Genomic DNA, 18,316 nt, shown 5'->3' on the forward strand with positions numbered 1-18,316 from the left:
CCTTCTCGGACGTACATCTCCGGTCCGGGCGTGGGCCCGTCCTGGGATGGGAGAAGTGCTACGTCCTCGGGAAGGAGAGCGCCCGCTCTCCCGGGCACGATGTGCGTCCGAAAGACACCGGCGATCACCCCCGAGCGACAACCACTGGTCGCGCCTGACTCGTCACGCACAACCTGATCGGACAGGCCCTGCCGTTCCTGTGGCAGGAACCCCCCTGTCCGCGACCGGTGCCACTGCCACCGGCCGGCCCGGTGGGGACCCAAGGGGCCGCGGCACGGCTGGAAGCCGGGCTGGTGCGGTATTGGACCGAGCGTCGCCGATCGTTGTCCATTCCAGGCCACGGCACAAGGGGGTTCGTTACTGGGCAGTAATGGCGCGATAACCCCGCCACGACCGCGCGATGTCGCGCGAGCACGCACGGTGCCGCCCGGGCCGTACCCAGACAGGTCGATAGGCGGCGATTTACGGACAGACCTCGGGGTTTGCTGTACTCCGAGTAACCCGGCCGGGCGTTTGCCAAGTTTTGGCAAAGGCGGGCCGCGATGTGTCACTGTGTCGCCAAAGCGGCGGTGACGCCTCGTCAGCGCCACCGCCACAAATCCGTCAGAACGGCATCCTCAGGACACCCTTGTCATAACGGCTGTCAATGAAGCGTCAACAAAACGCCCCTGAGCGTCCGGTGAAACATCAGGGACTCCACAGGATCCCCCCGGCGCCGCCCCGACCCGACCTCAGAAGAGCACCCGCGCCAGCGCCTGCCGCGCCGCGGTCACCCGCGGGTCGTCGGGGCCGACCACCTCGAAGAGTTCCAGCAGCCGCACCCGCGCCGCGTCACGCTCGTCGCCCGCAGTGCGCCGCACCGCCTCGACGAGCCGGCCGAAGGCGTCCTCCACATGACCGCCGACGAGATCCAGGTCGGCCGCGGCGATCTGCGCGGCGGCGTCGGAGGGATCGCCGGCCGCGTCCTGGCGGACCTGGGCCGGGTCCATGTCCTTGACGCGGCCCAGCAGTTCGGCCTGCGCGAGGCCGAGCTTGGCCTCCGTGTTGCCCGGATCGTCCGAGAGCACGTTCCTGTACGCCTGGATCGCGCCACCGAAGTCGCCTGCGTCCAGTGCCTGCACCGCCGCTTCCAGCAGCGCGTCGTACGGGCCGGCCGGCACCGGGGCCTCGGCCACCTCGTCCGAACCGGCCGCGTCGACCGCGACACCGGTCAGGCCGAAGCGCTCCTCGGCCACCTGCACGAGCTGGTCCAGCGTCTGGCGGATCTGGGCCTCGGGGGCCGCACCCTGGAAGAGGGGCAGCGCCTGGCCGGCCACCACCGCGAACACCGCGGGGATGCCCTGGATACCGAACTGCTGCATCAGCATCTGGTTGGCGTCGACGTCGACCTTGGCGAGGACGAAACGGCCGTTGTACTCCGTGGCGAGGCGCTCCAGCAGCGGGCCGAGCTGCTTGCACGGCTCGCACCACTCGGCCCAGAAGTCGATGACGACCGGGACCTCGGTGGAGCGCTGGAGGACGTCACGCTCGAAGTTCGCCTCGTCGGTGTCGATCACCAGGGCGGCGGGGGACACGGCACCGCCGCCCCCCTGACGGGCGGATTCGGCCCTCGCCTGCTCCGCCTTGGTCTTGGCCTCATTGGCCGCCTTCACCGCGGCGAGGTCGACGACGCCGCTCATGGACATGTTCCTAGGCTGCATGCGTACATCCTCCCCCTTCCGCGCGCCCATGTGAAAAAGACGGCGCCTGGTCCCCACCTCAGCGCCTCGTGGCTGTCGCGTCGAGCCGGTTACGGCTTTCGCTACGAGCCGTAGCGTATCGGCGCGCGGTTGGCGGTGTGAGAGCTTTTCCGGTGAGCTGCCTCACAGCCGACTTTCTCGTTACCGACCGGTATGGTCACGGGCATGTCCAGCAGCACCTGCCCCGAACCCGCACGTACGGGTCGTACCGGACGCCCCCGAAGCGCCGAGGCCGACGCCGCGATCCTGGAGGCGACCCGCGCCTCCCTCGTCGAACTGGGCTGGTCGAGACTGACCATGGGGAACGTGGCCACGCGGGCGGGGGTCGCCAAGACCACCCTGTACCGCCGCTGGGCGAACAAGAACGAACTGGTCGTCGACGCCGTCGCGGTCCTCTTCGACGAGCTCGAACTCCCGGACTGCGGCAGCCTCGCCGCGGATGTCGAGGGCGTCGTCCTGCAGTTCGCGGATCTGCTCGGGCAGCCGGAGACCAAGACGGCGCTGATGGGCGTCATCGCCGAGTCGACGACGGACGAGGCGCTGCGCGGACGTATCCGCACGGCGATCGTCGAGCGGCAGAAGCGCCTCGTCCTCGAGGGCCGGGAACGCGCTCAGGCCCGCGGCGAGCTGCCCTACGAGGACGATCCCGAGGCGGCAGCCCGCAACACGGACCTGATCTTCGACGTGGTGGCGGGCGCCGTCGTCCACCGGGCGCTGGTGAGCGCGGAGCCGGTGGACGAGGAGTGGGCCCGCCGCTTCACCGGCCTGCTGGTGTCGGGGCTGGGCTCCCTGACCGGCTGAGCGCGAGTGAAGCAGCCGGTCCGCCGGGCCGGCTCAGAAGCCGGGCGGCTCCGTGTAGACGCCCCACTCGTCGCGCAGCACGCCGCAGATCTCGCCCAGCGTGGCCTCCGCCCGTACGGCGTCCAGCATCGGGCCGATCATGTTCGAGCCGTCGCGGGCGGCGGCGAGCATGGCCCGGAGCGAGGACTGCACGAGCGCGTCGTCGCGGGCCGCCTTGCGCTCGGCCAGCACCCGCACCTGCTCCCGCTCGACCTCGTGGCTGACCCGGAGGATCTCCAGGTCGCCGGTGACCGAGCCGGTGGCGGTGTTGACGCCGACGACCTTCTTGTCACCCTTCTCGAGGGACTGCTGGTAGCGGAAGGCCGATTCGGCGATCTCGCCGGTGAACCAGCCGTCCTCGATGCCGCGCAGAATGCCCGAGGTGATCGGACCGATCGGGTGCTGCCCGTCGGGGTGCGCCCGGCGGCCGCGCTCGCGGATCTGGTCGAAGATCTTCTCCGCGTCGGCCTCGATGCGGTCGGTGAGCTGCTCGACGTACCAGGAACCGCCCAGCGGGTCGGCGACGTTGGCGACGCCGGTCTCCTCCATCAGCACCTGCTGGGTGCGCAGCGCGATTTCGGCGGCCTGCTCGCTGGGGAGGGCGAGGGTCTCGTCGAGGGCGTTGGTGTGCAGCGAGTTGGTGCCGCCGAGGACCGCGGACAGCGCCTCGACCGCCGTGCGGACGACGTTGTTGTACGGCTGCTGGGCGGTGAGGGAGACACCGGCGGTCTGGGTGTGGAAGCGCAGCCACTGCGCCTTGTCGGTCTGCGCGCCGTACACCTCCTTCATCCAGCGCGCCCAGATCCGCCGTGCGGCACGGAACTTGGCGATCTCCTCGAAGAAGTCGAGGTGCGCGTCGAAGAAGAAGGACAGGCCGGGCGCGAAGGTGTCGACGTCCAGGCCGCGGGACAGGCCCAGCTCCACGTACCCGAAGCCGTCCGCGAGGGTGTACGCGAGCTCCTGCGCGGCCGTCGCACCGGCCTCGCGAATGTGGTAGCCGGAGACCGACAGGGGCTTGTACGCGGGGATGCCCTGCGCGCAGTGCTCCATCAGGTCGCCGATGAGGCGCAGGTGCGGCTCGGGCTGGAAGAGCCACTCCTTCTGCGCGATGTACTCCTTGAAGATGTCGGTCTGCAGCGTGCCGTTGAGCACGCCGGGGTCGACGCCCTGGCGCTCCGCGGCGACCAGGTACATGCAGAAGACCGGGACCGCCGGTCCGGAGATCGTCATCGACGTCGTCACGTCGCCGAGCGGGATGTCCTTGAACAGGAGCTCCATGTCGGCGGCCGAGTCGATGGCCACACCGCAGTGGCCGACCTCGCCGAGGGAGCGTGGCTCGTCGGAGTCGCGGCCCATGAGGGTGGGCATGTCGAAGGCGACGGAGAGCCCGCCGCCGCCGGCGGCGAGGATCATCTTGTAGCGCTCGTTGGTCTGCTCGGCGTTGCCGAAGCCGGCGAACTGCCGGATGGTCCAGGTGCGGCCGCGGTAGCCGGTGGGGTGCAGCCCGCGGGTGAAGGGGTACTCACCGGGCCAGCCGATGCGCTCGAATCCGTCGTACGTGTCCCCGGGGCGGGGGCCGTAGACGGGCTCGACCTCGTCCCCGGAGAGGGTGGTGAAGTCTGCGTCCCGCTTGCGGGCCTTGTCGTAACGGGCCTGCCAGCGTCGGCGGCCTTCCTCGATCGCGTCAGCGTCCATACCTCAAATTTACTAGGACGTCCTAGTAAATGTCGATGGCAAAGCGCCGCGAGCCTCTCGCGGCGCTCTTTCCCGGCTGCTACGCCCCCGCCGCCGCGGCGGCCGGCTCGCCGGCGATCAGGGCCCGCGCCTCGCGCGTCACCTTCGGCTCGACGAAGAACGAGGCGAACGGGATGCAGCCCGCGGCCAGCACCCACAGCAGCTTGCCGAACGGCCACTTCGCCTTGGAGCCGAGGTCGAAGGCGAAGATCACGTAGATGATGAAGAGCACACCGTGGATCTGCGAGATCAGCATGGTGTCGCCGGTGTCGAACCCGTACTTCAGGACGATCGCGCCGGTGAACACGAGGAGCCACACGGCGGTGATGTAGGCCATCACCCGGTAGCGGGTCAGCACATTCGCTTTCATGGCTTCGAGCGTAACCGGGCGCAAGGGGCGATCTTCGCCCGGGCACCGCCCCTCGGAATCCGCCGGCTACTTCTCTTCGAAGTCCGCCGCCGCGACCCGCAGCGGGCGCAGCATCGCGAAGATCTCCGCGCACTCCTCCGCGTCGTACGCGCCCAGGCCGAAGTCCATGGCCATCAGGTCGCGGGTGGCCGCCTCCACGACCTCGCGGCCCTTGTCCGTGATCGAGGCGAGCGTGCCGCGGCCGTCGTTCGGGTTGGGGCGCTTGTCGACCAGGCCGGAGCGCACGAGCCGGTCGACCGTGTTCGTCACGGAGGTGGGGTGCACCATCAGCCGCTCGCCGATCTTGGACATCGGCAGCTCGCCCGCCTTGGAGAAGGTGAGCAGCACCAGCGCCTCGTAGCGGGCGAAGGTCAGCCCGTACGGCTTGACCACGGCGTCGACCTCGGCGAGCAGGATCTGGTGGGCGCGCATGATGGAGGTGATCGCCGCCATGGAGGGCACGGGCCCCCAGCGCTGCTGCCAGAGCTCGTCGGCGCGGGCGATGGGATCGAAGGGAAGACTGAGCGGCTTCGGCACGGCACCGACCTTACCGACTGGTCACATGGTGGTCAGCCCCGTCTCGCGCCTCGGTCGTTCCATCCTCTGATCCGACGGTCCTACCGGACTGACCGACCCGGCGCGCCTGGACGACGAGCACCAGCGAGCAGAGGGTGCCCAGCACTCCCGCCCCGGTGACGACGCCGTGCACCGGCCAGAACTCCGCGGCCAGACCCGCCGGCGCCATCCCGACGCCCTGGACCGTCATCAGCCCGGCCGTCAGCAGCGTCATCGCCCGGCCGCGCAGCTCCTCGGGGACCGCCTCGTCCGTGTCCGCGCATCTGTCGGTGCTGCGGGCGGGCCTGCCGGCCTCGCGCCGTTACGGACACCAGGCGCTGTACGAGCGGACGCCGCTGGGCATGGCCCTCGCGGGACCGCAGCCGGGCGGGTCCTGACCCATGGGAAAGCCCCCGGGCCCGCAGTGCGTGCGGGTCCGGGGGCTCGGCGGCGGCGGTCAGGCGGAGAGGTGCCGCTCGACGGTGTCGACCTTCGAGGTGAGACCGTCGGTGACGCCGGGCCGGACGTCTGCCTTGAGGACGAGGGAGACGCGCGGCGCCCGGGCCTCGACGGCGGCGACCGCGCGCCTCACCACGTCCATCACCTCGTCCCAGTCGCCCTCGATCGAGGTGAACATCGCGTCCGTGCGGTTGGGCAGCCCCGACTCGCGCACGACGCGGACCGCGTCGGCGACGTACTCCCCCACGTCCTCGCCCACCCCCAGGGGCGTGACGGAGAAGGCGACGATCATGCCTCGACCGCGTCCTCGCGGCGGGCGCGGGAGGCGGCGACCGCGTCGTCGGCCTCGCGCCTGAGCCTGCGGTCGGCGAAGAAGCCGCCGAAGGGCAGGACGGAGAGGACGAAGTAGAGCGCCGCGGTCTTCAGGTCCCACTTGGTGCGGTTCCAGGCGTCCAGCCAGAAGAGCACGTACAGGACGAAGAGCAGGCCGTGGACCGCGCCCATCACCGGGACCGCGTTGAAGTCCGTGGTGCGCTTGAGCACCGAGCAGACGAGCAGCAGGAGGAACGAGACGGCCTCCGGTGCGGAGACCAGGCGCAGGCGGTGGAGGGAGGCGGCGGTCTTGATGTCCACGGTTCACCTTCGTTGGGGATGGAGGGTCGGCGGCATGGATCTTGTGAATGCATGCACAAACTTCGGACCATTGTGGCAGCCCACTTTACGAACTCTTTGTCAGGGTCGGGATCCTCCTCCGGGCCCCTGCCCTGCGCCGTTGTGACCCGATAACGTCGGTCCGTGGCAATGTTCCGGCTCCAAGAGAGCAAGGTGCTCGCGGTCGACCTGGCCGGCGACACCGTCAAGGCGAAGAACGGGTCGATGGTCGCGTACGACGGCCAGATGGCCTTCAAGAAGATGACCGGGGGCGGTGAGGGAATCCGCGGCATGGTCACCCGCCGGCTCACCGGCGAGCAGATGACCATGATGGAGGTGAAGGGGCAGGGCACCTGCTACTTCGCCGACCGGGCGAGCGAGATCAACCTGGTGCAGCTGCACGGCGACACGCTCTACGTCGAGTCGAGCAACCTCCTGTGCACCGACGGCGCGCTGCGCACCGGCACGACGTTCACGGGGCTGCGCGGCGGCGCGAGCGGCAACGGCCTGTTCACGACCACCGTCGAGGGCACCGGCCAGGTGGCGATCATGTCCGACGGCACGGCCGTGGTGCTCCGGGTGACGCCGCAGTACCCGCTCTCCGTCGACCCCGGCGCGTACATCGCCCACCAGGGCAGTCTGCGACAGGACTTCCAGTCCGGTGTGACGTTCCGCACCTTCCTCGGCGAGGGCGGCGGCGAGGCGTTCCAGATCCGGTTCGAGGGCGACGGGCTGGTCTACGTGCAGCCCAGCGAGCGCAACACCCTCGGAGGCGACGTCTGATGCCGTTCCGCGAGATCAACTCCAGGATGGTCGAGGCGACCGTGATGCCCGGCCAGAAGATGTTCAGCCAGCGCGGCGCGATGCTCGCCTACAAGGGCGACGTCACCTTCACCCCGAACCTGACCGGCGGCCAGGGCGGTCTGTCGTCGATGATCGGCCGCCGGGTGGCGAACGAGGCGACACCACTGATGACCGTCGAGGTTCCCCTCGGGCCCGGCGGCCCTGGGGAGACCCCATACGGCACCGTGTTGTTCGGACACGGCGGCCACCACATCCAGGTCATACAGCTGTCGGGCGACACCCTCTACGTGGAGGCCGACCGGCTGCTCGCCTTCGACGGCACCCTCCACGAGGGCACGATGTTCATGGGCTCCGAGGGCGGGGTCATGGGCATGGTGCGCGGGCAGGTGACGGGCCAGGGCCTGTTCACCACGACCCTCCAGGGGCACGGCGCGGTCGCGGTGATGGCCCACGGCGGTGTCGTCGAGCTGGCGATCACGCCCCAGCGGCCGGTGCACGTGGACCCGCAGGCGTACGTCGCGCACCACGGCGACGTACGGAACAAGCTCTCCACGGCGCTCGGCTGGCGCGACATGGTGGGGCGCGGCTCGGGCGAGGCGTTCCAGCTCGAGCTGAGCGGCAGCGGTGCGGTGTACGTCCAGGCGTCGGAGGAGAGACTTTGAATCCTCCCCTCCCTGAGGGGAAGGGGATTCCTGGCTCAGGCCGCCTCCTGGAGCTGCGCTCCAGGAGGTCTTGCGCCATCGGCACCAGCCGGGTTGAGACCAGCCCGGACGAGCATGACGCGTGCGGAGTTCTTGTCCCGTGGGGACACGGTTCCGCACGCGATGCAGATGTAGGTGCGCTCACCCAGCGGCAGTGCGTGCTTGGCTCTCGCATCGCAGCGCGCGCAGTCCATCGTGGTGTGCGCGGGGTGTACGAGGCGGATGTCCCGCCCGTGCTTGCGGCGCATCGTGATCAGAGCGGCCTTGGTGGCGCCGATGGCGGCGTCAGCGGCCTTGCGGGCCATGGTGCTCTTGGCGAGAAACTTCGGACGGAAGTCCTCCACGGCGATGGCGTCATGGTCACGGACCACTTTCCTGGCCCACTTGCGGCCGGTGTCCTCACGCTGCCTCGCTACCTTCTTGTACGCCTTGGCCCGCAGCCGCTTCGCCTCACGGTGGCCCTTCGACCCGGGGCGGCCCTTCTTCGGCCTGCGGCGGGCCATCATCCGGTCATACCGGGCCAGCTCCGCCCGGGCCTTCCTGCCATGCCCGGCGTGCGGCAGGTCGTACGCGTCGGACGTGGTGGTCGCGGTCTCCTTCACGCCCCAGTCGACGCCGAGCGCGCGGCCGGTCCGCGGCAGCGGCTGGATGTGGGCGGGGACGACGAACGAGCAGTACCAATGCCCGAGGCCGTCCTGGTACACGCGCACCGAGGACGGCTCGGCCGGCAGTTCCCGCGACCACACCACCGCCACGACGATGCCGCCCGCCAGGTGCAGCCGGCTGTCCTTCAGCCGGAACCCGCGCTTGGTGTAGTTGAGCGTCGGCAGTGCCTCACGCTTCTTCTTGTACCTGGGCATCCCCGCCCGGCGCGCCATGGGCAGACGCTCTTTGATGTCCTTGTGCGCCTTGGCACGGGAGCGGCCGAAGTCACGGGTGGTCTGCTGCTGGGGAACCGACGAGCCCTCACGCAGCCACGGAGTACGGGCACGGGCCTCGGTCAGCATCCTGTCAAGCTGAGCCGGGCCGCACGTCGCCTTCCGGCCGGTGGCCTTGTTGTGCAGGTGTACAGCCCTGGACTTGGCAACACACTCGTTCCACACCCAGCGACATCGACCCCACTCCGTCACCAGGGCGGTGCGGGCAGCGGACGACACACGCAACCGGTACGTACACCGGGCATGCCCGGCCCCCGCACCCGCCGCCCCCTGCGCCATCTAGCTCCCTCAAGGCCCGGCCGGGACACAATGCCGTCCCAAACCCTTCGAAGGACCATACGTACGACAGCCGCACAAACGCCCCCTGATCCCCCACCCACCACCCACCACCCCGACCAGCGACCACAGGCACACACATTCGCATCACCACGGCGACACCGCCAGCACTACGGGCACTCCGCGCCCTGAACCGGATGCGATTCCTCCCCGGCGTAAACGCCAGAGCCTCCTCGCAAGAAACAGGTGAACACCCCGGTGATTTACGACCCGATGACGCTGCCGAGCGACGACAACGTCAACTCGTACACCTTCTGCGTGGAGCTCAAGGGCTCCCAGTGGTTCCTGCAGAAGGGCAAGATGATCGCCTACTACGGGCGGATCGACTTCAACGGAATCGGCCACGGCCGTCTCGACCGGCTGCTGCGGACGTCGTTCCACTCGCCGCTGCACGCGAGCGACTGGGTGGTGGCCGAGGGCAGCGGCAAGATGCTGCTGGCGGACCGGGCGTTCGACGTGAACTCCTTCGACCTCGACGACGGCAACCTGACCATCCGGTCCGGCAATCTGCTGGCGTACCAGCCGTCGCTGGCGCTGAAGCAGTCGATCGTGCCGGGGTTCCTGACGCTGATCGGCACGGGCAAGTTCGTGGCCGCGTCGAACGGGCCGGTGGTCTTCATGGAGCCGCCGATCCGGGTGGATCCGCAGGCCCTGGTGGGCTGGGCGGACTGCCCGTCGCCCTGCCACCACTACGACCACGGCTATATGACCGGGGTCATGGGCGGGGTGCGGGCGCTGACCGGGATCGGCGGGGCGTCGGGCGAGGAGCACCAGTTCGAGTTCGCCGGCGCGGGGACGGTGCTGCTGCAGTCCAGCGAGGCGCTGATGCCCGAGCAGCCGACCGGCCGGGTCGGTGCGGAGCCGGGCGTTCCGGGCGGCCACGGGGCGGGCGGTGCGGGCGGACGGCCCGGTGCGCAACCACGCCTTCCCGGCCAGCTGGGGGACCTCCAGCGTCGCTTCGGGCTGTGAGCGGTAGTCTGCGGAGTGTGACGTCGAACGTCTGCGCCCCCGTACACCCCCAGGGCGTACGGGGTGCCAGACGTCACAGCCCCTGACTTCGTCCGCTTTTCAACTTCTTAGGTAGAATCCATACATGGAGACCGAGACGGCCACTCGCTGGCTGACCGATGACGAGCAGCGCACATGGCGCACGCATCTGGAAGTCAACAAACTGTTGATGCACCAGCTCGAGAAGGACCTCCAGCCGTTCGGCCTGACCATCAACGACTACGAGATCCTGGTCAACCTCTCCGAGTCCCCTGACCGGCGGATGCGGATGAGCGACCTCGCGGCGGCCACGCTCCAGTCCAAGAGCCGCCTCTCGCACCAGGTCACCCGCATGGAGAACGCCGGCCTCGTACGGCGCGCGAACTGCGAGTCGGACCGGCGCGGGCTGTACGCGGTGCTCACCGACGAGGGCGTGGCGACGATGCAGAAGGTCGCGCCGCACCATGTGGCGTCGGTACGCAGGCACTTCATCGACCTGCTGTCGCCGGAGGCCCTGGCCGACCTGCGGGAGTCCCTGACCCCGGTCGCCGACCACCTCCGTGGCCGCCGCGGCAAGCTCTAGCCGACCGGGCCGGACGTACGGGGGCGTCGGCCCCCTGCCCGTGCGCCCCGAACGCCGACGGGGCGTGGCACGACGGTCTTGTCGGGGCTCGACCCGAACCCCGCGCCTCGATCTCGCCTACGCCTGGCGGCCGTGGGCGGGTACCTCCCACGCCGCCAGGCGTAGGGGAGTGCCCCCAGCGTGGCTGATGCTGCCGGGGCCGGGGCGTGGACCGCGCTCCGCGCGGCGTTCCGGGGCTCCGCCCCCGCACCCCCGCGCCTCAAACGCCGGCGAGGCTGATGTCGCGGGGTACCTCCGACGGCCGCCATGCCGTAGGGGGAGAGTGAGGCCACCGCGCGGAGCGCGGCACCGGGCCCGGGTGGAGCCCGGCCCGCCCGCCCGCAGGGCGGTCACCGGGCCCGGGGCTTGCCCCGCCACACGGCGGAGCCGCACATCCGGTACAGGAGCCGCACATCCGGTACAGCGGGAAGAGGGGGCAGGGGACCACGCCCCGCGCAGCGGACCCCCGCCTACGACTCCGTCAGCCCCGCCACCAGCTCGTCCGCCGCCCGGTACGGGTCCAGCTCGCCCGCGACGATGCGCTCCGCCAGCGCACCCAGGCGGCGGTCGCCGTGCAGGTCGCCGATGCGCTCCCGCAGGGCTGTGACCGCGATCGTCTCGACCTCCGTCGCCGCCCGCCGCGCACGGCGCTCGGCGAGGACGCCGTGCTCCTCCATCCACGCCCGGTGCTTCTCCAGCGCCTCGACGACCTCGTCGATGCCCTCGCCCCGCGCGGCGACCGTCTTCACGATCGGTGGACGCCAGTCGCCCGGGCCGCGGGCCTCGCCGAGGCCGAGCATGTGGTTGAGCTCGCGGGCCGTCGCGTCCGCACCGTCCCGGTCGGCCTTGTTCACGACGTACACGTCGCCGATCTCCAGGATGCCCGCCTTCGCGGCCTGGATGCCGTCGCCCATGCCCGGCGCGAGGAGCACGACGGATGTGTCGGCCTGGGAGGCGATCTCCACCTCGGACTGGCCGACGCCGACCGTCTCGACGAGGATCACGTCGCAGCCGGCCGCGTCGAGGACGCGGATGGCCTGCGGCGCGGACCAGGCCAGGCCGCCCAGGTGGCCGCGGGTGGCCATGGAGCGGATGTAGACGCCCGGGTCGGACGCGTGGTCCGACATCCGGACGCGGTCGCCGAGCAGCGCCCCGCCCGAGAAGGGCGAGGACGGGTCGACGGCCAGGACGCCGACCCGCTTCCCGGCCTTGCGGTAGGCGGAGACGAGCGCGGAGGTGGAGGTGGACTTGCCGACGCCGGGCGAGCCCGTCAGGCCGACCACGTACGCGCCTCCGGTCAGCGGCGCCAGCGTCGCCATGACCTCCCGGAGCTGCGGGGACGCCCCCTCGACGAGTGAGATCAGCCGGGCCACGGCCCGTGGCCTGCCCTCACGTGCCTGGGCGACGAGTTCGGGGACGTCCACCATCGTGCTGCTCCGTTTTCTGTAGGACTACTTGGCCGGGACGCGGACGATCAGCGCGTCGCCCTGACCGCCGCCGCCGCACAGCGCCGCCGCGCCGACGCCGCCGCCGCGCCGCTTCAGCTCCAGCGCGAGGTGGAGCACCACGCGCGCGCCGGACATGCCGATGGGGTGGCCGAGCGCGATCGCGCCGCCGTTCACGTTCACCTTTTCCGGTGTGACGCCGAGGTCCTTCATTGACTGGTGGGCGACGGCCGCGAACGCCTCGTTGACCTCGATGAGGTCGAGGTCGGAGACGTCCAGGTTCTCCTTCTTCAGCGCGTGCCGGATGGCGTTGGACGGCTGGGACTGCAGCGAGTTGTCCGGACCGGCCACATTGCCGTGGGCGCCGATCTCGGCGATCCACTCGAGGCCCAGCTCCTCGGCCTTGGCCTTGCTCATCACGACGACGGCCGCGGCGCCGTCGGAGATCTGCGAGGACGTGCCGGCGGTGATGGTGCCGTCCTTGGCGAACGCGGGGCGCAGCCTGCCGAGCGACTCGGCGGTCGTCTCGGCGCGGATGCCCTCGTCCTTGGCGAAGAGGATCGGGTCGCCCTTGCGCTGCGGGATCTCGACGGGCGTGATCTCCGCCTCGAAGAGGCCGTTCTTCTGCGCGGCGGCGGCCCGCTGGTGGGAGAGCGCGGCGATCTCGTCCTGGACGTCGCGGGGGATGCCGAGGCGGGTGTTGTGCTTCTCCGTGGACTCGCCCATGGCGACGTTCTCGAAGGAGTCGGTCAGGCCGTCGTGCGCCATCGAGTCGAGCATCTCGATCGCGCCGTACTTGTAGCCCTCCCGGGACTTCGGCAGCAGATGCGGCGCGTTGGTCATGGACTCCTGGCCGCCGGCGACGACGATGTCGAACTCGCCGGCACGGATCAGCTGGTCGGCGAGGGCGATGGCGTCGAGGCCCGACAGGCACACCTTGTTGACGGTGAGAGCGGGGACGTTCATCGGGATGCCCGCCTTGACGGCGGCCTGGCGTGCCGGGATCTGGCCCGCGCCCGCCTGGAGCACCTGGCCCATGATCACATACTGCACCTGATCGCCGCCGATGCCCGCCCGGTCGAGCGCGGCCTTGATGGCGAAGCCGCCGAGGTCGGCACCGGAGAAGGACTTGAGGGAGCCGAGCAGACGGCCCATGGGAGTACGGGCTCCCGCGACGATCACGGAGGTGGTGCCGGTCGTTCCTGACATGAGGACGATCCCCTTTCAGCCGAGGCTGAGGAGTGAACGAGGGTTTACTCAAATGTACTGAGCGGTACTGCTCCGGGTCACCGGCCGACCGGTGTGACGGCGCGCACGTTGCGTAACCACCCCCGGTGGCGCTGCACTGGTCGGATGCTGACGCGAATCGACCACATCGGGATCGCCTGCTTCGACCTCGACAGGACCGTCGAGTTCTACCGGGCCACATACGGCTTCGAGGTGTTCCACTCGGAGATCAACGAGGAGCAGGGCGTGCGGGAGGCCATGCTCAAGATCAACGAGACGTCCGACGGCGGCGCCTCCTACCTCCAGCTGCTCGAGCCCACCCGCGAGGACTCCGCGGTCGGCAAGTGGCTGGCCAAGAACGGCGAGGGCGTCCACCACATCGCCTTCGGCACGGCCGACGTGGACGGGGACGCGCAGGACATCCGCGGCAAGGGCGTACGGGTGCTGTACGACGAGCCGCGGACCGGCTCCATGGGGTCCCGGATCACCTTCCTCCACCCCAAGGACTGCCACGGCGTTCTCACCGAACTCGTCACGTCTGCAACGGAGCACTGACCTGAGGATTCCCGGCCCGGTAGAGTAGGCCGTTCCGGGCCGGGGCCGGGTCGGGGCCGTGCCGCGTCTCCGTCGTTGATCTGTCACCATTCCCCGGGGGGCCGTTCGCCGGCGAACGGTGCTCGCTTGGAGACAGTTGCGACCAGGGGACGGATGGGACCGCGCAGTGCGGGGCTACGAACGCCAGGAGAGCCACCGAGCTGACGACGACCACCTCTCGCGGTTCGAAGCCGAGATGGACCGGCTGAAGACCGAGCGGGAGAAGGCCGTCCAGCATGCCGAGGACCTCGGTTACCAGGTCGAGGTCTTGCGCGCCAAACTCCATGAGGCACGGCGCAATCTCGCCTCCCGTCCGGCCTACGACAGCGCCGACATCGGTTACCAGGCCGAGCAGTTGCTGCGGAACGCCCAGATCCAGGCCGACCAGCTCCGCCAGGACGCCGAGCGTGAGCTGCGCGAGGTGCGGGCGCAGACCCAGCGGATCCTGCAGGAGCACGCCGAGCACCAGGCCAGGCTCCAGGCCGAGCTGCACGCCGAGGCGGTGCAGCGCAGGCAGCGTCTCGACCAGGAGCTGGCCGAACGGCGCCAGACCGTCGAGTCGCACGTCAACGAGAACGTCGCCTGGGCCGAGCAGTTGCGCGCGCGCAGCGAGTCGCAGGCCCACCGGCTGCTGGAGGAGTCCCGCGCGGAGGCCGAGCAGTCGCTCGCCGCCGCCCGCGCGGAGGCCGCCCGTATCGCCGAGGAGGCCCGCCGGCGGCTCGGCTCGGAGGCGGAGACCGCCCGCGCCGAGGCGGAGGCGATCCTGCTGCGCGCCCGCAAGGACGCGGAGCGGCTGCTGAACGCCGCGTCCAGCCAGGCGCAGGAGGCCACCACCCACGCCGAGCAGCTGCGTTCGTCGACCACCGCCGAGTCCGACCAGGCCCGCCAGCACGCCGCGGAGCTCAGCCGCGCGGCCGAGCAGCGGATGCAGGAGGCCGAGGAGAAGCTGCGCGAGGCGCGCGCCGAGTCGGACAAGCTCCTCAACGAGGCCAAGGAGTCGGCGGCCAAGCAGCTTTCGTCGGCCGAGTCGGTCAACGAGCAGCGCACCCGTACGGCCAAGGCGCAGATCGCACGGCTCGTCGAAGAGGCGACCAAGGAGTCCGAGACCCTCAAGGCCGAGGCGGAGCAGGCGCTCGCCGACGCCCGCGCCGAGGCCGAGAAGATGGTCGAGGCGGCCACCGAGAAGGCCAGGGCCGCCGTCGCGGAGGACTCCGCCGCGGCGCTCGCGAAGGCCGCCCGCACCGCGGAGGAGGTGCTGACCAAGGCGTCCGAGGACGCCAGGGCCACCACCCGCGCGGCGAGCGAGGAGGCCGAGCGCATCCGGCGCGAGGCCGAGGCGGAGGCGGACCGGCTGCGCGGCGAGGCCGCGGAACAGGCCGACCAGCTCAAGGGCGCCGCCAAGGACGACACCAAGGAGTACCGCGCCAAGACGGTCGAGCTCCAGGAGGAGGCCCGCCGGCTGCGCGGGGAGGCCGAGCAGCTGCGCGCGGAGGCCGTCGCCGAGGGCGAGCGGATCCGCGGCGAGGCCCGCCGGGAGGCCGTCCAGCAGATCGAGGAGGCAGCGAGCACCGCGGAGGAGCTGCTGACCAAGGCGCGTACCGACGCCGACGAACTGCGCTCCAAGGCCGGGGCCGACAGCGAGAAGGTCCGTACGGAGGCCATCGAGCGCGCCACGACCCTGCGCAAGCAGGCCGAGGAGACGCTGGAGCGCACCCGCGCGGAGGCCGACCGGCTGCGCGCGGAGGCCGAGGAGCAGGCCGACGGCGTGCGCACGGCCGCGGAGACGGCCGCGGCCGAACTGCGCGAGGAGACCGAGCGCGGCATAGCGGCCCGCCAGGCGGAGGCGGCCGAGGAACTGACCCGGCTGCACACCGAGGCGGAGGCACGGCTCGCCGCCGCGGAGGAGCGGCTGGCCGAGGCCCGCGGCGAGGGCGAGCGGATCCGCCGTGAGGCGGCGGAGGAGACCGAGCGGCTGCGCGCCGAGGCCGGCGAGCGGCTGCGCGCGCTCCAGGAGCAGGCCGAGCAGGAGGCGGAGCGGCTGCGGACCGAGGCCGCGTCCGACGCGTCCGCGGCCCGCGCCGAGGCCGAGGCCGTCGCCGTACGGCTGCACAGCGACGCCGCCGCGGAGGCCGAGCGGCTCAAGACGGAGGCCCAGGAGACCGCGGACCGGGTACGGGCCGAGGCGGCGGCCGCCGCCGAGCGGGTCGGCACGGAGGCCGCGGAGGCGCTGGCGGCCGCGCAGGAAGAGGCTGCCCGCCGCCGCCGGGAGGCCGAGGAGACCCTCGATTCGGCGCGCGCGGAGGCCGGCCAGGAGCGCGAACGGGCCCGCGAGCAGAGCGAGGAGCTCCTCGCGTCCGCCCGCAACCGGGTCGAGGAGGCGCAGACCGAGGCGCAGCGGCTGGTCGAGGAGGCCGACCGGCGTGCCACCGACATGGTGTCGTCGGCCGAGCAGACGGCCCAGCAGGTGCGGGACTCCGTCGCCGGGCTGCAGGAGCAGGCCGAGCTCGAGATCGCCGGGCTGCGCAGCGCCGCCGAGCACTCGGCGGAGCGCACCAGGACAGAGGCGCAGGAGGAGGCCGACCGGGTCCGCGCCGACGCGTACGCGGAGCGGGAGCGCGCCGCGGAGGACGCCGGCCGGCTGCGGTCCCGCGCCCAGGAGGAGACGGACGCCGCGCAGGCGCTCGCCGAGCGGACCGTCACGGAGGCCATCACCGAGGCGGACCGGCTGCGTGCGGAGACCGCCGAGTACGCGCAGCGGATGCGGACCGAGGCGGCGGACGCCGCGGCGTCCGCCGAGCAGGACGCGGCACGGACCCGGGCCCAGGCCCGGGAGGACGCCAACCGGATCCGTTCGGAGGCCGCGTCGCAGGCGGACCTGCTGATCAACGAGGCCACGAGCGAGAGCGAGCGGCTGCGTTCGGAGGCGGCGGAGCTGCGTGCGTCGGCCGACGCCGAGGCGACCCGGCTGCTCACCGAGGCCGAGCAGATCAAGGCGGACGGCGAGGCCGAGATCGAGGAGCTCCGGGCGGCCGTGCGGGCCGACCGCGAGCAGGTGCTCGACGAGGCGCGGCAGGCGGCGGACAAGCGGCGTGCCGACGCGGCCGAGCAGGCCGACCAGCTCATCGGCGAGGCGCGCGGCGAGGCGGAGCGGATCACGTCGGAGACCGCCGCGGAGACGAAGCGGCTACTGGCGGACGCCACGAGCGACGCGGAGCGGCTGCGGGCGGAGGCGAACAGCGACGCGGAGCGGCTGCGGGCCGAGGCCGCGGAGACGGTGGGATCCGCGCAGCAGGCGGCGGAGCGCATCCGGGCCGAGGCCGAGCGGCACCGGGCCGAGACGGAGGCGGCGGTCGAGCGGCTGCGCGCCGAGGCCCGCGCGGAGGCGGACCGGCTGCTCGACGAGGCGCGGGAGGCGGCCGCCAAGCGCCGTGCGGACGCGGCGGAGCAGGCCGACCAGCTCATCGCCAAGGCCCAGGAGGAGGCGCTGCGCGCCGCCACCGAGGCCGAGGAGCAGGCCGACACGATGGTCGGCGCGGCCCGCAAGGAGGCGGAGCGGCTGGTCGCGGAGGCGACGGTCGAGGGCAACTCCTTGGTGGAGAAGGCCCGTACGGACGCCGACGAGCTGCTCGTGGGCGCCCGGCGTGACGCGACGGCCATAAGGGAGCGCGGCGAGGAGCTGCGGGCCCGTGTGGAGAGCGAGGTCGAGGAGCTGCACGAGCGTGCCCGCCGGGAGACCTCGGAGCAGTTGAAGACCGCCGGCGAGCGCGTCGACAATCTGGTCAAGGCGGCCGAGGAGCAGCGCGCGGAGGCCGAGGCGAAGGCCAAGGACCTGCTGGCCGACGCCAATTCGGAGGCGAGCAAGGTGCGGATCGCCGCCGTGAAGAAGGCGGAGGGGCTCCTCAAGGAGGCCGAGCAGAAGAAGGCCGAGCTGATCCGCGAGGGCGAGCGCGCCAAGGCGGAGGCCGACCGCGAGGCGGTGCGCACCGTCGAGGAGGGCAAGCGGGAGCTGGACGTGCTGGTGCGCAGGCGCGAGGACATCCAGACGGAGATCTCGCGGGTCCAGGACGTCCTGGAGGCGCTGGAGTCCTTCGAGGCCCCGTCGGGCGGCAAGACGCCGGCCGGCGGCTCCACCGGCGTCAAGGCCGGTGCGTCAGCAGGGGGTACACGTTCGAGTGGCAAGTCATCCGACGGCTAGCCACTCAAAAGGCTGGACATTCTCCAGATCAAACCGGCATCCGCTCGATGACACGCCGCTTCGACCCCTAGGATTCCCTC

At 71.4% G+C, this 18,316-nt stretch carries 16 protein-coding genes and 2 pseudogenes; 8 read left to right on the forward strand and 10 right to left on the reverse strand.

All coding sequences use genetic code 11. The features are described 5' to 3' along the window. Window positions 1-731 precede the first annotated feature (731 nt). The gene (locus ACFYOP_RS11370; RefSeq protein WP_356892704.1) at window positions 732-1,700 is read right to left on the reverse strand and encodes a tetratricopeptide repeat protein; all 969 of its coding nucleotides are present in this window, start codon (window positions 1,698-1,700) and stop codon (window positions 732-734) included. A gap of 204 nt (window positions 1,701-1,904) precedes the next feature. On the opposite strand from ACFYOP_RS11370, the gene ACFYOP_RS11375 reads away from it, so the two are divergent. Further along, window positions 1,905-2,540: a TetR/AcrR family transcriptional regulator gene (locus ACFYOP_RS11375; protein WP_388451315.1), complete on the forward strand. Its 636-nt coding sequence runs from the start codon at window positions 1,905-1,907 to the stop codon at window positions 2,538-2,540. Between the two features lie 33 nt (window positions 2,541-2,573). On the opposite strand, the gene ACFYOP_RS11380 is transcribed toward ACFYOP_RS11375, so the two are convergent. The 4 genes and pseudogenes from ACFYOP_RS11380 to ACFYOP_RS11395 form a co-directional block, all read right to left on the reverse strand. Continuing rightward, window positions 2,574-4,274, reverse strand: a complete 1,701-nt coding sequence (locus tag ACFYOP_RS11380; protein ID WP_356892700.1) for a methylmalonyl-CoA mutase family protein — start codon at window positions 4,272-4,274, stop codon at window positions 2,574-2,576. Between the two features lie 79 nt (window positions 4,275-4,353). Continuing rightward, a complete protein-coding gene (locus ACFYOP_RS11385; protein WP_356892698.1) occupies window positions 4,354-4,683 on the reverse strand; it encodes a DUF3817 domain-containing protein in 330 nt (109 codons plus the stop codon). 66 nt (window positions 4,684-4,749) lie between these two features. Beyond that, window positions 4,750-5,259, reverse strand: coding sequence for a MarR family transcriptional regulator (locus ACFYOP_RS11390; RefSeq protein WP_356892696.1), 510 nt, complete (start codon window positions 5,257-5,259; stop codon window positions 4,750-4,752). Between the two features lie 10 nt (window positions 5,260-5,269). Further along, window positions 5,270-5,542, reverse strand: a pseudogene (locus ACFYOP_RS11395) (MFS transporter); the annotation flags it as partial. On the opposite strand from ACFYOP_RS11395, the pseudogene ACFYOP_RS11400 reads away from it, so the two are divergent. After that, a pseudogene (locus tag ACFYOP_RS11400) lies at window positions 5,541-5,675 on the forward strand (transcriptional regulator); the annotation flags it as partial. The pseudogenes ACFYOP_RS11395 and ACFYOP_RS11400 sit on opposite strands and share 2 nt — an antisense overlap. A gap of 59 nt (window positions 5,676-5,734) precedes the next feature. Here the strand turns inward: ACFYOP_RS11400 and ACFYOP_RS11405 are convergent. Continuing rightward, window positions 5,735-6,028, reverse strand: coding sequence for an MTH1187 family thiamine-binding protein (locus tag ACFYOP_RS11405; protein WP_356892694.1), 294 nt, complete (start codon window positions 6,026-6,028; stop codon window positions 5,735-5,737). Continuing rightward, complete coding sequence (locus ACFYOP_RS11410; protein ID WP_356892692.1) at window positions 6,025-6,369, reverse strand: DUF3817 domain-containing protein; 345 nt, start codon at window positions 6,367-6,369, stop codon at window positions 6,025-6,027. Before ACFYOP_RS11410 ends, ACFYOP_RS11405 begins: the two co-directional genes overlap by 4 nt. 168 nt (window positions 6,370-6,537) lie before the next feature. Here ACFYOP_RS11410 and ACFYOP_RS11415 point away from each other — a divergent pair, with 168 nt between their 5' ends. Together ACFYOP_RS11415 and ACFYOP_RS11420 are read left to right on the forward strand one after the other, a co-directional pair. Beyond that, window positions 6,538-7,170 (forward strand): AIM24 family protein, encoded by a 633-nt coding sequence (locus tag ACFYOP_RS11415; RefSeq protein WP_356892951.1) that lies wholly within the window; start codon window positions 6,538-6,540, stop codon window positions 7,168-7,170. Next, window positions 7,170-7,853 (forward strand): AIM24 family protein, encoded by a 684-nt coding sequence (locus ACFYOP_RS11420; protein ID WP_356892690.1) that lies wholly within the window; start codon window positions 7,170-7,172, stop codon window positions 7,851-7,853. Before ACFYOP_RS11415 ends, ACFYOP_RS11420 begins: the two co-directional genes overlap by 1 nt. A gap of 35 nt (window positions 7,854-7,888) precedes the next feature. Here the strand turns inward: ACFYOP_RS11420 and ACFYOP_RS11425 are convergent, their stop codons facing one another. Further along, window positions 7,889-9,109 (reverse strand): transposase, encoded by a 1,221-nt coding sequence (locus ACFYOP_RS11425; RefSeq protein ID WP_356892688.1) that lies wholly within the window; start codon window positions 9,107-9,109, stop codon window positions 7,889-7,891. Window positions 9,110-9,352: 243 nt separating this feature from the next. On the opposite strand from ACFYOP_RS11425, the gene ACFYOP_RS11430 reads away from it, so the two are divergent. Together ACFYOP_RS11430 and ACFYOP_RS11435 are read left to right on the forward strand one after the other, a co-directional pair. Beyond that, complete coding sequence (locus ACFYOP_RS11430) at window positions 9,353-10,135, forward strand: AIM24 family protein (protein ID WP_356892686.1); 783 nt, start codon at window positions 9,353-9,355, stop codon at window positions 10,133-10,135. Between the two features lie 124 nt (window positions 10,136-10,259). Next, window positions 10,260-10,736: a MarR family transcriptional regulator gene (locus ACFYOP_RS11435; RefSeq protein WP_356892684.1), complete on the forward strand. Its 477-nt coding sequence runs from the start codon at window positions 10,260-10,262 to the stop codon at window positions 10,734-10,736. A gap of 509 nt (window positions 10,737-11,245) precedes the next feature. On the opposite strand, the gene meaB is transcribed toward ACFYOP_RS11435, so the two are convergent. Beyond that, window positions 11,246-12,202, reverse strand: coding sequence for a methylmalonyl Co-A mutase-associated GTPase MeaB (gene meaB / locus ACFYOP_RS11440; RefSeq protein WP_356892682.1), 957 nt, complete (start codon window positions 12,200-12,202; stop codon window positions 11,246-11,248). Window positions 12,203-12,226: 24 nt separating this feature from the next. After that, complete coding sequence (locus ACFYOP_RS11445; RefSeq protein WP_356892680.1) at window positions 12,227-13,429, reverse strand: acetyl-CoA C-acetyltransferase; 1,203 nt, start codon at window positions 13,427-13,429, stop codon at window positions 12,227-12,229. A 144-nt stretch (window positions 13,430-13,573) separates the two neighbouring features. On the opposite strand from ACFYOP_RS11445, the gene mce reads away from it, so the two are divergent. Continuing rightward, a complete protein-coding gene (gene mce, locus ACFYOP_RS11450; protein ID WP_356892678.1) occupies window positions 13,574-14,002 on the forward strand; it encodes a methylmalonyl-CoA epimerase in 429 nt (142 codons plus the stop codon). 166 nt (window positions 14,003-14,168) lie between these two features. Further along, window positions 14,169-18,236, forward strand: coding sequence for a polarized growth protein Scy (scy, locus tag ACFYOP_RS11455; RefSeq protein WP_356892676.1), 4,068 nt, complete (start codon window positions 14,169-14,171; stop codon window positions 18,234-18,236). The last annotated feature ends 80 nt before the right edge of the window (window positions 18,237-18,316 follow it).

The organism is Streptomyces sp. NPDC006294 (assembly GCF_042870895.1).
In the GTDB taxonomy this organism is placed as follows: Bacteria; Actinomycetota; Actinomycetes; order Streptomycetales; family Streptomycetaceae; genus Streptomyces.

What these genes read in the sequence shown, in the direction of transcription:
- ACFYOP_RS11370 (WP_356892704.1), bottom strand. Translation starts at nt 1,700, where the DNA reads ATGCAGCCTAGGAACATGTCCATGAGCGGCGTCGTCGACCTCGCCGCG.
- ACFYOP_RS11425 (WP_356892688.1), bottom strand. Translation starts at nt 9,109, where the DNA reads ATGGCGCAGGGGGCGGCGGGTGCGGGGGCCGGGCATGCCCGGTGTACG.
- ACFYOP_RS11415 (WP_356892951.1), top strand. Translation starts at nt 6,538, where the DNA reads ATGTTCCGGCTCCAAGAGAGCAAGGTGCTCGCGGTCGACCTGGCCGGC.
- ACFYOP_RS11375 (WP_388451315.1), top strand. Translation starts at nt 1,905, where the DNA reads ATGTCCAGCAGCACCTGCCCCGAACCCGCACGTACGGGTCGTACCGGA.
- ACFYOP_RS11380 (WP_356892700.1), bottom strand. Translation starts at nt 4,274, where the DNA reads ATGGACGCTGACGCGATCGAGGAAGGCCGCCGACGCTGGCAGGCCCGT.
- ACFYOP_RS11445 (WP_356892680.1), bottom strand. Translation starts at nt 13,429, where the DNA reads ATGTCAGGAACGACCGGCACCACCTCCGTGATCGTCGCGGGAGCCCGT.
- meaB (WP_356892682.1), bottom strand. Translation starts at nt 12,202, where the DNA reads ATGGTGGACGTCCCCGAACTCGTCGCCCAGGCACGTGAGGGCAGGCCA.
- ACFYOP_RS11385 (WP_356892698.1), bottom strand. Translation starts at nt 4,683, where the DNA reads ATGAAAGCGAATGTGCTGACCCGCTACCGGGTGATGGCCTACATCACC.
- ACFYOP_RS11405 (WP_356892694.1), bottom strand. Translation starts at nt 6,028, where the DNA reads ATGATCGTCGCCTTCTCCGTCACGCCCCTGGGGGTGGGCGAGGACGTG.
- mce (WP_356892678.1), top strand. Translation starts at nt 13,574, where the DNA reads ATGCTGACGCGAATCGACCACATCGGGATCGCCTGCTTCGACCTCGAC.
- ACFYOP_RS11420 (WP_356892690.1), top strand. Translation starts at nt 7,170, where the DNA reads ATGCCGTTCCGCGAGATCAACTCCAGGATGGTCGAGGCGACCGTGATG.
- ACFYOP_RS11435 (WP_356892684.1), top strand. Translation starts at nt 10,260, where the DNA reads ATGGAGACCGAGACGGCCACTCGCTGGCTGACCGATGACGAGCAGCGC.